15 protein-coding genes are annotated in these 16936 nt (G+C 75.4%); 6 read left to right on the top strand and 9 right to left on the bottom strand.

Features of this window, described 5'->3' with window-relative positions; all coding sequences use genetic code 11:
- Nucleotides 1–250 precede the first annotated feature (250 nt).
- Entirely contained in the window at nucleotides 251–805 is a 555-nt protein-coding gene (locus tag V1J52_RS18305) for a DUF6328 family protein (RefSeq protein WP_330140924.1), read from the top strand.
- A 69-nt stretch (nucleotides 806–874) separates the two neighbouring features.
- Here the strand turns inward: V1J52_RS18305 and V1J52_RS18300 are convergent, their stop codons facing one another.
- Nucleotides 875–1900, bottom strand: coding sequence for an ion channel (locus tag V1J52_RS18300; RefSeq protein ID WP_330140923.1), 1026 nt, complete (start codon nucleotides 1898–1900; stop codon nucleotides 875–877).
- Between the two features lie 277 nt (nucleotides 1901–2177).
- Between V1J52_RS18300 and V1J52_RS18295 the strand changes: the two genes are divergently transcribed.
- Both V1J52_RS18295 and V1J52_RS18290 read left to right on the top strand, forming a co-directional pair.
- Nucleotides 2178–2528, top strand: a complete 351-nt coding sequence (locus tag V1J52_RS18295) for a DoxX family protein (protein ID WP_330140922.1) — start codon at nucleotides 2178–2180, stop codon at nucleotides 2526–2528.
- Between the two features lie 139 nt (nucleotides 2529–2667).
- Complete coding sequence (locus tag V1J52_RS18290; RefSeq protein ID WP_330140921.1) at nucleotides 2668–3702, top strand: glutathione S-transferase family protein; 1035 nt, start codon at nucleotides 2668–2670, stop codon at nucleotides 3700–3702.
- 40 nt (nucleotides 3703–3742) lie between these two features.
- Here the strand turns inward: V1J52_RS18290 and V1J52_RS18285 are convergent, their stop codons facing one another.
- Nucleotides 3743–4729, bottom strand: a complete 987-nt coding sequence (locus V1J52_RS18285; RefSeq protein ID WP_330140920.1) for a M28 family metallopeptidase — start codon at nucleotides 4727–4729, stop codon at nucleotides 3743–3745.
- Between the two features lie 314 nt (nucleotides 4730–5043).
- Here V1J52_RS18285 and V1J52_RS18280 point away from each other — a divergent pair, with 314 nt between their 5' ends.
- On the top strand, nucleotides 5044–6477 hold the full coding sequence (locus V1J52_RS18280; protein WP_330140919.1) for a GMC family oxidoreductase N-terminal domain-containing protein: 1434 nt from the start codon (nucleotides 5044–5046) through the stop codon (nucleotides 6475–6477).
- Between the two features lie 31 nt (nucleotides 6478–6508).
- On the opposite strand, the gene V1J52_RS18275 is transcribed toward V1J52_RS18280, so the two are convergent.
- The 6 genes from V1J52_RS18275 to V1J52_RS18250 form a co-directional block, all read right to left on the bottom strand.
- A complete protein-coding gene (locus V1J52_RS18275; RefSeq protein WP_330140917.1) occupies nucleotides 6509–8107 on the bottom strand; it encodes a peptide chain release factor 3 in 1599 nt (532 codons plus the stop codon).
- Between the two features lie 260 nt (nucleotides 8108–8367).
- On the bottom strand, nucleotides 8368–9081 hold the full coding sequence (locus V1J52_RS18270; RefSeq protein ID WP_330140916.1) for a polyamine aminopropyltransferase: 714 nt from the start codon (nucleotides 9079–9081) through the stop codon (nucleotides 8368–8370).
- A gap of 121 nt (nucleotides 9082–9202) precedes the next feature.
- Complete coding sequence (locus V1J52_RS18265) at nucleotides 9203–10288, bottom strand: hypothetical protein (protein WP_330140915.1); 1086 nt, start codon at nucleotides 10286–10288, stop codon at nucleotides 9203–9205.
- Nucleotides 10289–10403: 115 nt separating this feature from the next.
- Nucleotides 10404–11720, bottom strand: a complete 1317-nt coding sequence (locus V1J52_RS18260; protein ID WP_330140914.1) for a PP2C family protein-serine/threonine phosphatase — start codon at nucleotides 11718–11720, stop codon at nucleotides 10404–10406.
- Between the two features lie 226 nt (nucleotides 11721–11946).
- Entirely contained in the window at nucleotides 11947–12408 is a 462-nt protein-coding gene (locus tag V1J52_RS18255; RefSeq protein WP_330140913.1) for a DUF4383 domain-containing protein, read from the bottom strand.
- Nucleotides 12409–12599: 191 nt separating this feature from the next.
- Nucleotides 12600–13301: an NAD(P)-dependent oxidoreductase gene (locus tag V1J52_RS18250; protein ID WP_330140912.1), complete on the bottom strand. Its 702-nt coding sequence runs from the start codon at nucleotides 13299–13301 to the stop codon at nucleotides 12600–12602.
- Nucleotides 13302–13546: 245 nt separating this feature from the next.
- Between V1J52_RS18250 and V1J52_RS18245 the strand changes: the two genes are divergently transcribed.
- Complete coding sequence (locus V1J52_RS18245; RefSeq protein WP_330140911.1) at nucleotides 13547–14224, top strand: TetR/AcrR family transcriptional regulator C-terminal domain-containing protein; 678 nt, start codon at nucleotides 13547–13549, stop codon at nucleotides 14222–14224.
- Nucleotides 14225–14304: 80 nt separating this feature from the next.
- Here V1J52_RS18245 and V1J52_RS18240 read toward each other — a convergent pair whose 3' ends face one another.
- A complete protein-coding gene (locus V1J52_RS18240; protein WP_330140910.1) occupies nucleotides 14305–15633 on the bottom strand; it encodes an extracellular catalytic domain type 1 short-chain-length polyhydroxyalkanoate depolymerase in 1329 nt (442 codons plus the stop codon).
- Nucleotides 15634–15710: 77 nt separating this feature from the next.
- Here V1J52_RS18240 and V1J52_RS18235 point away from each other — a divergent pair, with 77 nt between their 5' ends.
- Complete coding sequence (locus tag V1J52_RS18235) at nucleotides 15711–16916, top strand: PucR family transcriptional regulator (RefSeq protein ID WP_330140909.1); 1206 nt, start codon at nucleotides 15711–15713, stop codon at nucleotides 16914–16916.
- Nucleotides 16917–16936 lie beyond the last annotated feature (20 nt).

Raw genomic sequence — 16936 nt, 5'->3', positions numbered from 1 at the left:
ACGGCCCCCGCCCGACCGGCGGCCGTCGCGTGTCCGGCCACCGTCCGCGCGGGCAGCCGTGCGCCCGGGCCGGGGCGGGCGCCGCGCGCGGGCACGCCTGATGAGGGCGGGAGCCGGGCGCCGCAACCCCGTTACGCGAAACGCACGGCCCATGACGGCGTTTCCCACCCATAAAGATTCTTGTCTGCTTGTCATCTTTCTGGCGGGGTAACCGGATCTGTCACAGGACCACAGGGAGACGGAGGCAGCCATGGCCATGACGGATCGCCCGGTGACCGTTCCGAGTGACGACGACGTCCGTGCCGAGGCCCCGCCCCCGCTCCAGCTCCCCAACGAACCGCCGGAGACCGCCAGGGCGCGGGTCAACCGGCGCTGGAACGAGGTGCTCCAGGAGACGAGAGTCGCCCAGACCGGCGTCCAGATCCTCTTCGGTTTCCTGCTCGGTGTCGCCTTCACCCCGCACTTCCACAAGCTCGGCGCCTTCGAGCACACCGTCTACGTCATCACCGTCATCCTCGGGGCCTCGGCCACCGGCGCGCTCATCGCACCGGTGTCCATCCACCGCTTCCTGTCCGGGCGGCGGCTGAAGGAGGACATCGTGGCCGTGGCGGGCCGCCTCATGATCTGCGGGATGGTCCTGCTCGCGCTGACCATAGGGGCCACCCTGCTGCTCATCCTCAGCGTGGTGGTGCCGGGCCACTTCGCCGAGATGCTGGTGGGCGGCGTGATGCTCTGGTTCGCCCTGTGCTGGTACGGGCTCCCGATCTGGCTGCGCCGCCGCTCGGTCCGCCGCGCGGACGCCTGACCGGCGGACGCCCGGCGGCGCGGGCGCGGCGGCGGGGCCGGACGGCTGCCCCCGGCGCCCGGCCCGCCCTCACCCGCTGAGCCGGGCGGCGTCCACGCGCCGGGGGGCCAGGTAGTACAGCACCGCACCCGCCTCCACCGGCGCGTCCCACCCGGGGCTGACGGCGACGCTGCCGTCGCCGTGCCGCACCGCGATGAGCGTGGCCCCGAAGTCGCGGCCGAACCGCGTCTGGCACTCCCCGAACGCCTGGCCCGCCCACGCGCCGGGCAGCGGGACGGAGTAGGTGTTGCCGCTGCCCGCGCTGCTCATCAGCTCCGCGTAGACCTCGGTGATGCCCGGGTCCAGCGCCTCCTCACTCAGCAGGTTCGGCATGTGCCACTGCACGCACCTGATGTCCGGGCTGACGTAGCGCAGGTGCCGGCAGCGCTCCATGTCGCGCAGCGCGACGACCATGTGCACCCCGGGGCACAGGTGGTCGACGGCGACGGCCAGGGCCAGCGCCTCGTTGTCGTCCCGGGCGTCCACCACGACCGTCGCCGCGCGCTTCACCCCGGCACGTTGGAGGACGTCCACGGCGGCCAGGTCGCCGCGCACGAACACCACGCCGTCCTCCCCGGGCATCGGGTGCTCGGCCACGTCGTCCCAGGCGCACAGCGCGACCCCGCAGCGGTCCTCCACCCGCAGCTCGTGCACCAGCCGCTCGGTGCGCCCCGGGGCGTAGCCGAGGACGACGACGTGCCCGCTCAGCTCGTGTTCCGCGATGCCCTTCATGCGCTTACCCCTGAGGTTCTGGACGTGGGCGGCCAGCTCGGTGAACAGGATGGTGAGGGTGACGATGCCGCCGATGACGACGTAGGCGCCCACGGCCCGTCCGGCACCCGTCTGCGGGAAGACGTCGCCGTATCCGACGGTGGACGCGGTGATGAGGAACCACCACCAGTACGTGCCGGGATCGGTGATCGCGGATTCCGGCTCGGCCAGGCCCATCGCCAGCCAGCTCGTCACGAACACGGCCGAGGCGACCCCGAGAGCCGCCCGCCACCCGCGCACCCGCACGCGCAGCAGCCGCACCACTCTGGCGAGAAAGACCGGCACCAGCGCTCCCGGGGACGACCGAACGACTTTGCGATCGTACCGGCGGCCCCCGTCGGCGCCCGCCCGGGGGCCGCCCGGGGGCCGCCCGGGGGCCGCCCCCGTCGGCCGGCCCAGGCCGGGCGCGGAGCCGGACCCGGCCGGACGCGGCCTCGACCGGTTCCCGACCGGGACGCCGTACACCTGCACCGGCCGGCCCCGGCCCGTGCCGCCGCGCCCGCACCACCCGCGTCCGCACCACCCGCGTCCGTCCGTCTGCCGCCCGCCTGTGGGAGGAACCATGTCCGTCGCGTACGTCGTCCTCGCGGTCCTGCTCTCCCTCGTCCTGGTCGTCTCCGGGCGGGGCAAGCTCGTCCGGGACGAGGAGATGACCCGCACGATGACCCGGCTCGGGGTGCCGCGGAGCTGGTTCCCCGTCCTGGCGCTGCTGGAGTTCGCCGGAGCGCTGGGCCTGCTGGTGGGCATCGGCCCGCGGCCGCTGGGCGTCGCCGCCGCCGTCGGCGTCACCCTGTACTTCACCGGCGCGGTGGTCACCCACCTGCGCGCGAAGGACGCCAAGGGCACCCCCGTTCCGCTCGTCCTGGCGCTGGTCGCGGCGGCCGCCCTCGTGACGGGCCTCGCCAGCGCCTGAACCGGCCGGCCCGCCCCGCCGGCGGACGCGGCGCCGGTGGACACGGGTGCCGTGCGCGGCCCCGTGCATGGGAGCGCCGCGAGCGGGCACCCCGCGGGGACGGAACGAGCCGCACGGCGGCGCGGAGGAGGAGACCCGGATGAGTCCCGCAGGCGACGGCAACACCGAGTACGGCAGGAAGGCGTTCAAGCGGTCCCCGGCCCACTTCACCGACCGGATCACGGCGGACGGCCGGGACGGCTGGCCCGTCGAACCGGGCCGCTACCGGCTGGTGGTCAGCCGGGCCTGCCCGTGGGCGAGCCGCTCCCTGGTGTCCCGCCGCCTGCTGGGTCTGGAGGCGGCGCTGCCCCTGGCCGTCACCGACCCGGTCCAGGACGACCGGAGCTGGCGGTTCACCCTCGACCCCGGCGGCCGCGACCCGGTGCTGGGGATCCGCTACCTGAGCGAGGCGTACGCGGCCCGCGAACCGGACCACCCCGGCGGGGTGAGCGTCCCGGCCGTCGTGGACGTGCCCACCGGCGTGCTCGTCACCAACGACTACCAGCAGCTCACCCTCGACCTCGCCACCGAGTGGACGGACCTGCACCGGCCCGGCGCGCCGGACCTGTACCCGCAGGAGCGGCGCGACGAGATCGACTCCGTCATGGACGACGTCTACCGCGACGTCAACAACGGGGTGTACCGCGCCGGGTTCGCCACCCGCCAGGAGGAGTACGAGGCGGCGTACGCGGACGTGTTCCGCCGCCTCGACCTCCTGTCCCAGCGGCTGGCGACCCGTCGCTACCTGGTGGGCGACACCCTCACCGAGGCCGACATCCGGCTGTTCACCACGCTGGTGCGCTTCGACGCCGTCTACCATGGGCACTTCAAGTGCAACCGCAACAAGCTCACCGAGGACCCGGTGCTGTGGGCCTACCTGCGCGACCTCTACCAGACCCCGGGGTTCGGCGACACGGTCGACTTCGACCACATCAAGCGCCACTACTACCTGGTGCACACCGGCATCAACCCGACCGGCATCGTCCCGGTGGGCCCGGACCTGGCCGGCTGGCTGGCACCGCACCACCGCGACGAGTTCGGCGGCCGTCCCTTCGGTGACGGCACGCCGCCGGGGCCGCCGCCCGCCGGGGAGCGGATCCCGGCCGCGGGCCGGCCGGCCGCGCCCCGCCGCTGAACCGCGCCCGGACGGAAGCGGCGTCCGTCCGGGCGCGGTCTCAGCGGACGGCGGCCGGGGCGACCGCCGTGCGCCACAGCGCGTGGGCGATGCCGTCGGCGCTGTGGTTCAGCGCGGTCGCGTTGATGTTGGCGGTGGTGTCGCACCGGGAGTGGTAGCACGGGTCGTAGGGCTGTCCCGCCCGGCCGCCCCACTTGGCCGCCTCGGCGCTCGTCTTGCGGGCCGAGGCCCCCGTGGCGTAGGCGGAGGTGGGGATGCCGGCGCGCTGGAAGGAGTAGTCGTCCGAGCGGCCGCGCCCCTCGTAGTTCTCCTGGGGCCGGAGACCGAGCGAGTCCCAGTACGCCTTGAGCGGGGCGGCCGCCGCGCTGTTCAGGTTGTTGATGAAGTAACCGCCGTTGACGGAACCCACCATGTCGAAGTTGTAGTACGCCCTGATCCTGGCCCGCTCCGTCGAGGAGAGGGAGTTCACGTAGAAGCGGGAGCCGTTCAGGCCCTGCTCCTCGTCGGTCCACCAGGCGAAGCGGACCCGGTGGAGCATCTGCGGGTTCTGCCGCGCGAGGACGAGGGCGTTCTCCAGGAGCGCCGCCGAGCCGGACGCGTTGTCGTTGATGCCCGGTCCGGAGGCGACGCCGTCGAGGTGCGCGCCGAACAGGTACACCGAGCCCGCGTCGCCGTGCGGCCACTCCGCGACGAGGTTCGGTCCGGCGCCCCGGGTGCAGCCGGAGGTGCAGGGCTGCTCGGTCACGGTGAAGCCCGCCGCCTGGAGCCTGCCCTTCACGTAGGCGACCGACTGCCGGTAGCCGTTGGAGGTGGCCCGGCGGTGGCCGCCGTTCTGCTGGGCGATCTGCTGGAACGCGGACAGGTGCGCCCGTACCGCGGTGACGTCCACGTCCGGGGCCGCGAGTGCCACGGGGGCGGAGGCGGCGGGGGCCGGAGCGGGGGTGGCGGACGCCGAGACGCCGGGGGCCGTCGCCAGCGCCGTGCTGAGGGCCAGGGCGGCCCCGGTCAGTGCCGTTTTCCGTAACACGCGCACTCCTTGTGGGGGGAGGTCCGGTGGGGGGTTGCGGCGCGCCCGTCCTGATTGTCATGAGCGCGCCACGCATCGTGGCAGTGCCCGTTCTGCGCGTCAACCCTCACCGGATAGCGGACGGCGCCGCCCCGCGCCCGCCCCGCCGGAGCGCCCCGCGCCCCGGCCGTCACCGCCCGCACAGCGCACTCGCACGGCACCCGTACGGCGTCACTCGTACCGGTCACATCCGGGAACGGGTCGGAAGCGATGCGTTACCGCCGGGCCGTCCGTGACACGGCACCGCCGGTGCCCCGACGCCCCCTGGAGGCCACGTGACCGCCGTGCACCGCCGACGCGCGCTGGGCCTGGCGGCCACCGGACTGCTGGCCGGTCTCACCGGCGCCGTCCTCGGCGCGCCGGGCAGCCGCGCCTTCGCCACCGCCGCGTCCCGCACCCACTTCCGCGCCCTGGTCATCGGATCGGGCTTCGGGGGCTCCGTCACGGCGCTTCGCCTGGGCCGCGCCGGAGTGGACACCCTGGTGCTGGAGCGCGGCCGCGAGTGGCCCACCCACCCCGGCCGGCCCCTGTTCGGCTCACCGACGCGCGTCACCGACACGATGTTCTGGTTCCGCGGCACCACCCGCTGGCCCGCCATGCTGCCGGTGCCGGTCCGTCCCGCGCCCGGGATCATGGAGGTGTCCCAGGAACGCCACCTCGACATCGCCTGCGGCGCGGCCGTCGGCGGCGGCTCCGTCATCTACACCGGGACCACGGTGGCACCACCCCGGCACTACTTCGAACGGCTCTACCCCTCCGGGCTCACCTACGACGAACTCGTCCGCACCTGGTACCCCGCGGCCCGCGCCGCGCTCGCCCCCAGCCCGATGCCCGCCGACGTCTACCACTCCGTGCCGTTCACGCACTCCCGCCTGTGGGACCGGCAGGTGGCGAACGCCCGGCTGCGGACCCGCCCCCTGGACTCGACCTTCGACTGGGACGTCGTCCGCGGGGAACTGACCGGCACCCACCCGCTCTCGGCGACCATCGGCGAATCCGACTTCGGCTGCGGCAGCGGCGCCAAGCGCGACCTCACCCGCACCTACCTCCCGGCGGCCCTGGCCACCGGCAGCGTCCAGCTCCGCGCCCTGCACGAGGTCCGGTCCGTCGGCCGCCGCCCCGGCGGCGGGTACACGGTCGCCGTGCGGCGGCTGGACGAGGGCGGCGCGACGCTCGGCACCACCGAGTACACCTGCGACCTGCTCTTCCTGGCGGCGGGCACCCTCAACACCAACCGCCTCCTGGTCGCGGCCCGCGAGGAGGGACGGCTGCCCGACCTCCCGGCGGACGTCGGCAGCGGCTTCGGTGACAACGGCAGCCAGTTCGACCTGCGCTCCCAGCCGCTGCACTCCGTCGGCCCGGCCCAGGCCGCCCCCTGCGCCTCCGGCGCCTTCCTCCCGGACGCCTTCGAACTCCCCCTGCTCGCCGAGAACTGTCCGCCCGCGCCTACGGCGCCCGCGTCATCGACGCCAACCCCGGCACCCTGCCCGTGTCGCTCGGCAACCCCTACGCCTTCACCGCGCACCCCGTGGGCGGCTGCGTCATCGGCCGGTCGACCGACCTGGAGAGCCCGGGTGCGCGGACACCGGGGCCTGTACGTCATGGACGGCTCCCTGCTCCCGGGCAGCGCCGGCGGCGCCAACCCGTCGCTCACCATCACCGCGCTCGCCGAGCGGGCCCTGTCCCGCATCGTCGCCGCCGGAGGCTGACCCGGCGGTTCAGCCGCGGGCGGCGGGCGGTTCAGCCGTGGGCGGCGACGAGGGGTTCGAGGCGGGCGTCGGGGAACTCGCGGGCGAAGGAGTTGGCCTGCCACAGGTCGGGGAAGAGCGCGAGCACGCTCCCGTCCCGCGGCCGGATCATGGACTCGCCCCGCACCAGACGCGAGCGGTTGAGCCGCTCGGCGCCGGCGGCGTCGGTGGCGCGGGCCAGGTGGTAGGGCAGGAACTCCAGCTTCACGGGCGCGGAGAACTCCCCGGCCATGCGGTGCTGGACGACGTCGAACTGCATCGGGCCGACGGCCGCGAGCACCGGTGCCTGCTCGCCGCGCAGGTCGGAGACGAGCACCTGCACCACACCCTCCTCGTCCAGCTGCGCGATCCCGCGCCGGAACTGCTTGGAGCGGCCGATGTCGGCCGGGCGCACCACGGCGAAGTGCTCGGGAGCGAAGGTGGGCATGCCGGGGAAGACGGCGGGCTTTCCGGCGTAGAGGGTGTCGCCGACGCGCAGCGCGGAGGCGTTGACGAGGCCGACCACGTCGCCGGGGTAGGCCGTCTCCACGTTGGAGCGGTCCTGGCCAAAGACGCTGTGCGCGTACTTGGTGGCGAACGGCTTGCCGGACGCGGCCCGCGTCACCGTCATCCCGCGCTCGAACACCCCCGAGCACACCCGCACGAACGCGATCCGGTCCCGGTGCGAGCGGTCCATGTTGGCCTGCACCTTGAAGACGAGCCCAGAGAACGACTCCGTCACCGGGCGGACGCCGCCGCCCTCCAGCGGCCGGTCACCCGGTGGGGGCGCCAGATCCACCACCGCGTCCAGCAGCAGCCGCACCCCGATGTTGGACAGCGCCGCGCCGAAGAACACCGGCGTCGAACGCCCGGCCAGGAACGCCTCCGGGTCGTGGACGGCCCCGTCCGCCTGGAGCAGCTCCAGCTCCTCGACGGCCCGTTCCCACTCGGCGCCCTCCTCGGCGGCCGCGCGGGACGCCGGGACCACCTCCTCGACGGCCTCCTTCGCGCCGCCGGGGGTGCGGGTGTAGCGCAGCATGGTGTCCGTCCCGCGCACGTCCACCAGTCCGCGCAGGTCACCGGCGATACCCACCGGCCACGTCACCGGCGTCGGCTTGAGCCGGAACTCCCGCTCGATCTCGTCCAGCAGCTCCAGCGCCTCACGTCCGGGCCGGTCCCACTTGTTGACGAACGTGATCACCGGCACGCCGCGGTGGCGGCAGACGTCGAACAGCTTCCGCGTCTGCTCCTCCAGCCCCTTCGCCGCGTCGATCAGCATCACCGCGCAGTCCACGGCGGCCAGCACCCGGTAGGTGTCCTCGGAGAAGTCCGCGTGCCCCGGGGTGTCCAGCAGGTTCAGCACCCGGTCCCGGTGTGCGAACTGGAGCACCGCGGACGTCACCGAGATGCCCCGGGCCTGCTCCATCTCCATCCAGTCCGACGCCACCCCCCGCCGCGTCCCCTTGCCGTGCACCGCGCCCGCCGACGTGATCGCCTGCGCGTGCAGCGCCAGCGCCTCCGTCAGCGTCGACTTCCCCGCGTCCGGGTGGCTGATCACCGCGAACGTCCGCCGCCGCGCCGCCTCGGCGCCGACCGGCCCGTCGGCGCTCACCGCGCGCCCCCCGGAGCCGTGCGCGCCGGGCCACCCGCCGCGTCACCCTTCCGGCGGGTGCCCGCGCACCACGCTTCCGCCCCGGCTCCGTTCCCGCGCAACCTCACCACCGAAACCTCTGGCCCCTTCCCGTGCCGCGATCCGAAAGCCCCCACGCTACGCCCTCCACCGGAACGGGCCCGCATCCGGCGGGACCGCGGGACGCCCGCCCCGGCCCGCGACGCCCGCCCCGGCGCCGGACGGGGGGGCGGCCGGGCGGGTCAGCTGCGGGCGGTGTAGACGGTGTTGGTGGCGGTGCCGCCCTGGAGGGGGTTGTCGAAGGCGACCACGTGCGCGGCCGTCTCGGGGAAGACCTCCGCGAGGTCGCGGCCGAACCGCTCGTCCGGGGGATCGTTCGACCACAGCGCGAACACCCCGCCGGGGCGCAGGAACGCGGTGAGGGCGCGCAGTCCGGCGGGCTCGTAGAACGGCGCGTGGCCAGGGTGCAGGACGTGGCCGGGGGCGTGGTCGATGTCGAGCAGGATCGCGTCGAAGCGGCGGCCCGGCGCGCCGGGGTCGAATCCGTCGGCCCCGGCCAGGGTGAAGAAGCTCCCCTCGACCAGGCGGCAGCGCGGGTCGGATGCCAGTCCCGCGCCGAGCGGCACCAGCCCCCGCCGGTGCCACCCGATCACCTCGCCGAGCGCCTCCACGACGAGCAGCGAGCGCACGCGCCGGTCCTCCAGCACGGTCGCAGCCGTGTAGCCGAGGCCCAGCCCGCCCACGACGACGTCCAGGTGCGGCGCGTCCGCCAGTTCCGCGAGGCCGAGCCGGGCGAGCGCCACCTCCCCCGCGGTGAAGAGGCTGGACATCAGGAACTCGTCACCGAGCTTGACCTCGTACACGTCGGCACCCGAGACGGGTTCGCGCCGGCGCCGCAGGCTGATCTCGCCCATGGGCGTGGGACGCCAGTCGATCTCCTCGAAGCGTGCGCTCATCCCGTCCCGTGTCCCGTCCCGTGGTGCGAAGCGGCGCGGCTGCCGCCCCGCCGTGGCCGCCGACCCTACCGGCCCCGGCACCACGGTGCCCTCCCGTGGGACCGGGCCGGGGCCGGGCGGCTCAGGCGTCCGGGGCCGCCCCGGGGTGCGGCGGCTGCCGGTACGCGTAGGCGAGGAACAGGCAGGCGGCGCCGCCGAGGCCGGTCACCAGACGGCCGAAGCCGCCCACCGCGTCGGTGAGCAGGAGGGCGCTGACGGCCAGCGTCGCCGCGGACCAGAAGAGGGACGCGTACGTGACCGTCAGGGGCCACGCCGGCGGGGCGGCGGCCTTCCGCCTCCCCGCGGCGACCGCCTGCCGGGCGGTGATCCCGACGAGCAGCACCCACGGCAGGCCGCAGAACAGCCACTGCCGCAGCGACAGGCTGCGCCCGGCCAGGAGGCGGTCGAGGTCGTCCTGGTACCCCTGCCAGTTGCTCGGCCAGGCGCGCAGGGTCTCCCGGGAGTCCGGGCCCACGTAGGCCCCGAGGCCCGGCGCGCCCGGCGCGTAGACGACCGTGACGAGGTCGCCCGGGACGCGGCTCCGGTCGCTCCTCGTGCGGATGTCCGCGCTCGCGGTGCGCCCGTCCCCGGCCCGCAGTTCGACGGTCAGGGTCTGGGTGACGGCGTACCGCGGACCGCGTTGGCCTTTGCGGGACGAGTAGTGGCTCTCCTCGTGGTCGGCGCTCCTGACCGGCACCTCCGTGACCACCGCGCCCGCCTGGCGTATCCGTTCGAGCCGCGGATCGATGGCCGTGTCGCCGGGGGGCAGCAGGACGACGAGCGCGGCGAACCAGCCGACCGCTCCCGTCGTGGTGGTGGCGTACCCGGCAGCCAGGAGCCGGCGGCGCGCCGCCGGGCGGGCGCCGTCCCGCTCCCCGTGCTCGCGCAGCGCCTGCCCGGCCTCGCGGACCGAGAACGGGCCGGCCGCGATCCGGTGGACGGCGAGGACCGCCAGGCTCAGGCCCGCGACGGCCAGACCGCCCGCCATCAGGGCGATCCGCAGCCCGGGGCCCGGCAGGAACAACCAGCCCAGCAGGCCGGCGAGCACGGCGCCCGGCCCGAGTGCCAGCACGGGCACCAGGACGGGCAGCCTCCGGACGGCGCGGGCAGCCCGGTCCGCCCGCACCTCCCCTGCGGCGATGTGCCGACGCCTCGCCGTCCCCGTCATGCCCGCCCCCCAGTGGTGCTCGCCTCCGTCACGCGAGCCTACGAGGCGGGCGGCGGCGCTTTCCGGGCGGGACGCGCCCCCGGGCCCGCCCGGGGACGCCTCCCCTCGTGCGGGCTCAGGGGCGGTGCGGTACCCGGATGGCGAGGAGGGCGGTGTCGTCGCTGGCCCAGCCTCCGCTGTGCCGGTCCAGTATCCGGCCGAGGCGCTCGACGATGCCGGACGCGTCCAGGCCGCCGCAGCCGGACAGGGCCGCCGCCAGGGCGTTCTCGCCGAACTCGGCGCGCGGGACGGCGCCGGAGCGGGATGCGCGGGCCTCGGTCGCGCCGTCGGTGTAGAGGAGGAGCACGTCACCGGGCGCGAGGCGGAACCGGACGTCGGTGAGGCTGACACCGGGGACGACGCCCAGCAGGGTGCCCCGGGCACCGGCCTCCCGGACGCGTCCGTCGGCGCGGCGGATCAGGGCGGGCGGGTGCCCGGCCGTGCACAGCCGCCCGGCCAGGCCGCCGGGCGTGGTGCGGAAGGTGGCGTAGACGGCGGTGAGGAAACGGTTGCCGGTGCCCTGCGAGATCAGCGCGGAGTTGAGGTGGCCGAGCACCGCGGCCGGAGACAGGTGCCGGGTGGCCTCGGCCCGCAGCGTGTAGCGGGCCAGCGCCGTCACCTTGGCCGCCTCCGTGCCCTTGCCGGACACGTCGCCCATCACGGTGCTCCACCAGGGGCCCCGCGTGTGGAACAGGTCGTAGAAGTCGCCCACCACGGTCGTGCCGCCCGCGGCGGGGAGGTAGGAGGCGGCCGTCTCCAGCCCCGGTATCCGCTGGAGGGCGGGCGGCAGCAGGCTGTCCTGGAGGCTGCGGGCCAGCTCGTTGGACGTCCGCAGGGCGCTGCGCGCGGTGTCCAGGGACTCCCGCAGGTTGATCTCGTTGCCGACCGCGCGGGCGAGCGTCGCCAGCGTGGTCAGCTCCGTGGGCTGCCAGGCGCGCGGGTTCTCGTCGATGACGCACAGGCTGCCCAGCACCTCGCCGCCGGGCGCGAGGACCGGGTATCCGGCCCACGCGCCGATCCGCTGCGGCACCAGCGCGGGGTGCGACCGGGTGCGGGGGTCCCGGGCCGCGTCCTCGACGACGAAGGGCGCGCCCTCCAGGCCGACCAGGAAGGAGCAGAAGCTCTCCCCGACCGGGTGCTGCCGCTCGGCGGGGGTCCGCGCCTCCACGCCGACGCAGGACTTTCCGTACGAGCGGTCCCCGTCCACCAGGGTGATGAAGGCGCGACGGCAGCCGGTCGCCGTGGCGGCGAGGCCGGAGAGGTCGTCGAACGCCTCCTCGGGGCCGGTGTCCAGCAGGCCGGTCGCGGCGACGGCGGCCAGCCGCGCCGGGTCCGACAGCGCCGCGGGCAGGCCGTCGTCGCGCAGGCCGCCGGGAAAGGCCGTCCCCTCCACCCCGCACCGCCTCCGCCTCGCGGACCGCAGCGGGCCGGGAGGACCGGCCACCGGCTGTCCCGCCCGCTGCCACGCCGACAGGTTCGGCGCACGCTCCACAGTATTCCAGCGGCGCGCGGCCCCCGGGAGCGTGGTGCGGACCGGGCGGCGGGCGGCGGCGGGCCCCGGACGGCCGGTGGGCCGACGCCCCAGCGGGGAGGCGGGGCCCGTCCCCCAGCGGCGTCCCTCAGCGGGTGGTGCCGACGCCGAGGGTGCGGCGGCTGAGGAGGACGCCGAGGGCGATCATGCCCACGCCCAGGATGAGGTGCAGCCAGTTGTCCGCGTTGTTGAGCGGGACGAAGTTGGCCGCGCTGTCGTGCTCGATGACCAGTCCGTAGATGAGCAGCAGCAGGTACACCACGCCGCCGAAGACCAGGTAGGCGCGGGCGGCCACGGCGGTCTTGGCCATCGCGAGGCCGAGGACGCCGAACAGCAGGTGCACGATGTTGTGCAGCACGGACACCTGGAAGACCCCGAGGAGCTTGGCCTCGGAGTGGTGCCCGGCGAACTGGAGAGTGTCGTAGTCGGTGGTGATGCCGGGGATGAAGCCCAGGATGCCCACCAGCAGGAACACCGCGCCCACGGCGAGCGCGGCCTGCTGCACCAGGCTCCTGCGAGCGGCGGTGGTACCGCCTCCACTGTGCGACATGGGACGTCCTTCCGATACGGGAGGCCAGGAACGCTTCCGGGCCGTCGGACACTGGACCGGGTACCCGCCAGCCGCGGATGATGCGCTCCGGAGCCCGACTTCCCGGCCGGGGCCGCCCGCCGTCGGCCGTCGGCGGGCGCCGACGGGCGGCGTGCGGCGGGCGCCGGGGCCGCCCGCCGGGCCTCCCCGGCTCAGTGCACGGGGGCGTGGGCGAGGGCCGAGGGCGTGCGGCAGCCGACGATCGCGGGTGCCTCCCGGACGAGCGCGTCGTCGGTGAGCGCCGCCACCATGAACAGCGCGAAGTCCACGCGCCGGGTGAGGTTGCTGCCGAGCACGGGATCGCCCACGTGACGGCTCCACACGGGCAGGCCCTGGCTCTCGCCCTCCTCCAGGTCGCTGCCGCGCACGACGGTCCACCGGGTGTCGCTGGCGAAGATCCGGCGGCACGCCTCCACCTGGTCGCCGATGTCGACGAGGCGGAGCAGCCGCGTGATCCACCCCACCACGCGGACCGCCGTCCGGAACGTGCGCGAGTAGACGTCCCGCCCGTCACGCGTGATGTGCCAGCCGCAGGAGAACACCAGCCGTGCTCCCGGCTCCGCGTGGTCGAGCACGGCCTGCGCGGTGCCGGACGCGTACTGCCGGACCCCCCACGGCACGAGCACCGTGAGCACGCCCTCGCACCCCTGGACCGCTTCCCCGATGACCGCGGGGTCGTTCGTCGCTCCCGGTATGACGGTGATGCGTCCCGCGAACTCGTCCAGCTTGGCCACGCTCTGCTCCCGGCACACGCCGACCACGTCGTATCCCCGGTCGAGCGCGTGCCGGACCATGTGGCGCCCGAGCTTCCCCGAAGCGCCGATGACGCAGACCCTCGGCTTGGCGGCTTCCATGTCGTGCTCCCTGCCGTGTGTCCCGTTGGCGGCCGGGCGGACGGTTCCGGCTCGGCCTTACGTCGTAAGGTAGCCTTACCCTGTAAGGTCGTCAAGAGCAGTCGTCAGCACACACCGGCACGCGCCGCGCCGCGTCGGCACGCCCCCGGGGACGACGTCCGGCGGCGCGTGCGGCGGGGGACGCCTCGCGGGGCGCCCTCACGGGGACGCCGCACGGAAACGCCTCGGGGGAGGAGGAGAGGGAGATGGCCGAGCGCCCAGGGCCCGCCGCGGGAGCGGAACCCGGACCCCGCACGCCGCTGACCAGGGAACGCGTCCTGCGCACGGCGGTCGCCCTCGCGGACGAGGCCGGGGCCGCCGCGCTGACCATGCGCAAGCTCGCGGAGCGGCTCGGGGTCGAGGCGATGTCCCTCTACCACCACGTGGCCAACAAGGACGCGATCCTGGACGGCATGGTCGACACCGTCTTCGGCGAGATCGAGCTGCCGTCACACGACACGGACTGGAAGACGGCCATGCGGCGGCGCGCGTGCTCGGTCAGGGAAGTGCTGCTCGCCCACCGCTGGGCCCTCGGCCTGATGGACTCGCGCGCCCGCCCCGGCCCCGCGACCCTGCGCCACCACGACGCCGTCCTCGGCACACTGCGCCGGGCGGGCTTCTCCGTCGTGCTGGCCGCCCACGCCTTCTCGGTCATCGACAGCTACGTCTACGGCTTCGTGCTCCAGGAGCTGAACCTGCCGTTCGACGGCGCGGGGGAGCTGGCGGAGACGGCCGACGCGATCCTGCGCGAGATGCCCGCCGACGCGTACCCGCACCTCGCCGAACTGATCACCGAGCACGCGTTGCGGCCCGGCTACGCCTACGCGGACGAGTTCGCGTTCGGGCTCGACCTCGTCCTCGACGGGCTCGACGCCGCCGCGTGAGCGCCCCGGGAAGGCCGCGCCACACGGCGGGACCGCATCCGGGGGCCGAGAGTGAGGGCCACCGCCGGGGCCGGACGGCGTCAGGCCGTGGCGCAGACGGCCCCGTCCAGCGTGAAGGAGGACGGTCTCCCCGCATCACCGGTGTGGGTGGCCTGAAAGCCGATCTGGACGCTGGCCCCGGGAGCGAGCACCGCGTTGTACGACACGTTCCGCGCCGTCACCGAGCCACCGGCCGCGCTGTACGCCGCCCCCCAGCCCGAGGTGATCGTCTGCCCCGGGCGCAGCGTGAAACCGAGCGCCCAGCCGTCGAGCGGCGCGCTACCGGTGTTGGTGAGGGTGAGCGAGGCCGTCAGGCCGGTGTTCCACGCGTGGGTCGTGGACGCCACCCGGCAGGCCCCCGGCTCGGGCTCCGGGTCCGGGTCCGGGTCCGGCGGCGGGGTCGTGCCGTCCAGGCCGAAGAACGCGAGGGCCCGCGCCGCCATGCCGCCGCCCGGCAGGGAGTGGCCGACGCCCTGCACGCTGACGGCCTCCACCGGGGCCTGCTCCCCGGTGCCGCCGTAGCGGGTCCGTGTCCAGCCGGACTGCGGCCGGTCGGTGGACGCGGGCGTCCGGCTCACCCGGTGGACGTCGGTCCACTGGTCGATCTGCTCGGCGAAGTTCGGGTACCGCAGGGTGTCGTCCTCGGTGCCGTGCCAGATCTGCATCCGGGGCCGGGGACCGCTGTACCCCGGGTACGCGGCGCGGACCAGGCCGCCCCACTCCTGCGGCGTCCGGTCCACGGCGCCGTTCGCGCAGGCGCTGTTCCAGCCCGAGCCGTCGGTGGTGGCGAAGCAGGAGTGCGGCACGCCCATGAAGGCCGCGCCCGCCTGGAACACGTCGGGGTAGTTGCCCAGCAGGACGTTGGTCATCATGGCGCCGGAGGAGGCCCCGGTGACGTAGACCCGGCCGGGATCGGCGTTGTGGCGCTGCTCGACCCAGCCGACCATGGACCGGATGCCCACCGGGTCGCTGCCCCCGTCGCGCCGCAGCGCCTGCGGCGAGGAGACGTCGAAGCAGTTGCCGCTCCGGGTCGCCGACGGGTAGACGACGATGAACCCGTAGCGGTCCGCCAGCGACGCGAACTCCGTGCCCGAGTGGAACGCCGGGCCCGAGCCCGTGCAGTAGTGCACCGCCACCAGCACGGCGGGCCGCGCCCGGACCGTGTCCGGCACGTACAGGTGCATGCGCAGGTTGCTCGGATTGCTGCCGAAGGCGGTCACCTCCGTCAGCGTCGCCGCCGAGGCGGACGGCGCCGAGACGGCGAGGAGCAGCGCCGACAGCAGCGGCAGGACACCCGCCCAGAGCACGGTCAGCCGCCCGCCGGGCGGGCGCCTCCGGGCGCTGCGCGGGTGCGGGGATCTGTCGGTCATGTTGCCGTCCTTCCTAGACTGCGGCTGCATGCGGACTGCCGGTGGACACGGGCCACCGGCGTGAAGGGGTCGCCGGTGTGAAGGGACTGCTGCTGCGGCTGTCGGCGCTGGACGCGGACGCCGCCACCGCCGTGCGCGTGATCGCGCACTTCGAGGCGCTGCTCGGCGCCCGCCCCGGCCCCGCGTCCCTGACGCGCTCCACCGCCGGGCTGGCCGGATGCGCGGCAGGGCTCGTCCTGCCCGACGGCCGCACCGCCCGGTTCGGCCCGGACGGCGCCGCCCTGCCGGGCCCGCCCGAACGGGTCTCCGGCCGGGTGGAGCTGGAGCCGGACGGACGCGTCTGGCTGGAACGCCCCGGCCCGCCCGGCCCGTTCGACGAACTGGTCCTGGAGTGGATGGCGGTCACCGCACGGGTCCTGGCGGGCCGGCCGCACGGAACCGGGACCCCCCGGGCGGCCGATCCGGCGCTGGTCGAACTCGTGCTGTCCGCGCGGGAGGACGCCCCCGACCGGACCCGCGCGCTGCGGCTGCTGGGCCTGGCCGCCGGACTGCCGCTGCGGGTCGCCGCGGTGAGCGGCGGACCGGGGACGGACGCCGACGTGGCGGCCGTGGCCCTGCTCGGACGCGGGGCCGTGCGGGGAACCGTCCGGGTGGCGCGGGTCGGCCCGCTGGGCGCGGTGCTGCTCCAGCGACCGGACGACCCCGGGCACGCCTCCCCCGCCCCGGAACTGCGGGCGGCGCTGGACGCACGCCTCGGCGACCACGGAACCGGTCGCGGGTCCGCGCACGCCCTGCGCGCCGGAGTCGGCGGGGCCGCCGACCCGCTGGACGCGCGGACGTCGTGGGCGCAGGCCCGAGCCGCCCTGCGGTTCGCCGTGCCGGGCGGCCCGGAGGAGGCGGTGGCCGACCACGACGAACTGGGGCCCGTCGCCCTGCTGGCGGACATCCCGGCGGAACGGCTGGGGGCGCAGCCGGACGTGCGGCGGCTGCGGGAGGTGGCGGGCGGCGGGCACGGCGGCGAACTGCTGGGGGCGCTGGCCGCCTTCTGCCGCACGGGTTCGCTGCGGCAGGCCGCCGCCGCGCTCCACCTGCACCACAGTTCGGTGGCCGCGCGGCTCTCCCGCGTCGAGGAGGCGCTGGGCTGGCGGCTGCGCGACCCCCAGGACCGCTTCCGCGCGCAACTCGCCCTGTACGCCCTCCGCCTGTCCTCCGACCCCGGTCCGGGCAGCGGCTCCGGCGGCGGATCGGGCGGCGGCTCCGGCCCCGGCCCGGGCGGCGGGTGAGGCAGCGGTTCCGACGGCTG

The organism is Streptomyces solitudinis (assembly GCF_036323765.1).
Classification (GTDB): domain Bacteria; phylum Actinomycetota; class Actinomycetes; order Streptomycetales; family Streptomycetaceae; genus Streptomyces.
The sequence above is the reverse complement of the archived record's forward strand: the minus strand, read 5'-3'. Positions and strand labels throughout refer to the sequence as shown.

Coding starts and splice junctions, on each gene's coding strand:
- V1J52_RS18305 (WP_330140924.1), top strand. CDS start 251: ATGGCCATGACGGATCGCCCGGTGACCGTTCCGAGTGACGACGACGTC.
- V1J52_RS18295 (WP_330140922.1), top strand. CDS start 2,178: ATGTCCGTCGCGTACGTCGTCCTCGCGGTCCTGCTCTCCCTCGTCCTG.
- V1J52_RS18290 (WP_330140921.1), top strand. CDS start 2,668: ATGAGTCCCGCAGGCGACGGCAACACCGAGTACGGCAGGAAGGCGTTC.
- V1J52_RS18270 (WP_330140916.1), bottom strand. CDS start 9,081: ATGAGCGCACGCTTCGAGGAGATCGACTGGCGTCCCACGCCCATGGGC.
- V1J52_RS18265 (WP_330140915.1), bottom strand. CDS start 10,288: ATGACGGGGACGGCGAGGCGTCGGCACATCGCCGCAGGGGAGGTGCGG.
- V1J52_RS18255 (WP_330140913.1), bottom strand. CDS start 12,408: ATGTCGCACAGTGGAGGCGGTACCACCGCCGCTCGCAGGAGCCTGGTG.
- V1J52_RS18250 (WP_330140912.1), bottom strand. CDS start 13,301: ATGGAAGCCGCCAAGCCGAGGGTCTGCGTCATCGGCGCTTCGGGGAAG.
- V1J52_RS18245 (WP_330140911.1), top strand. CDS start 13,547: ATGGCCGAGCGCCCAGGGCCCGCCGCGGGAGCGGAACCCGGACCCCGC.
- V1J52_RS18240 (WP_330140910.1), bottom strand. CDS start 15,633: ATGACCGACAGATCCCCGCACCCGCGCAGCGCCCGGAGGCGCCCGCCC.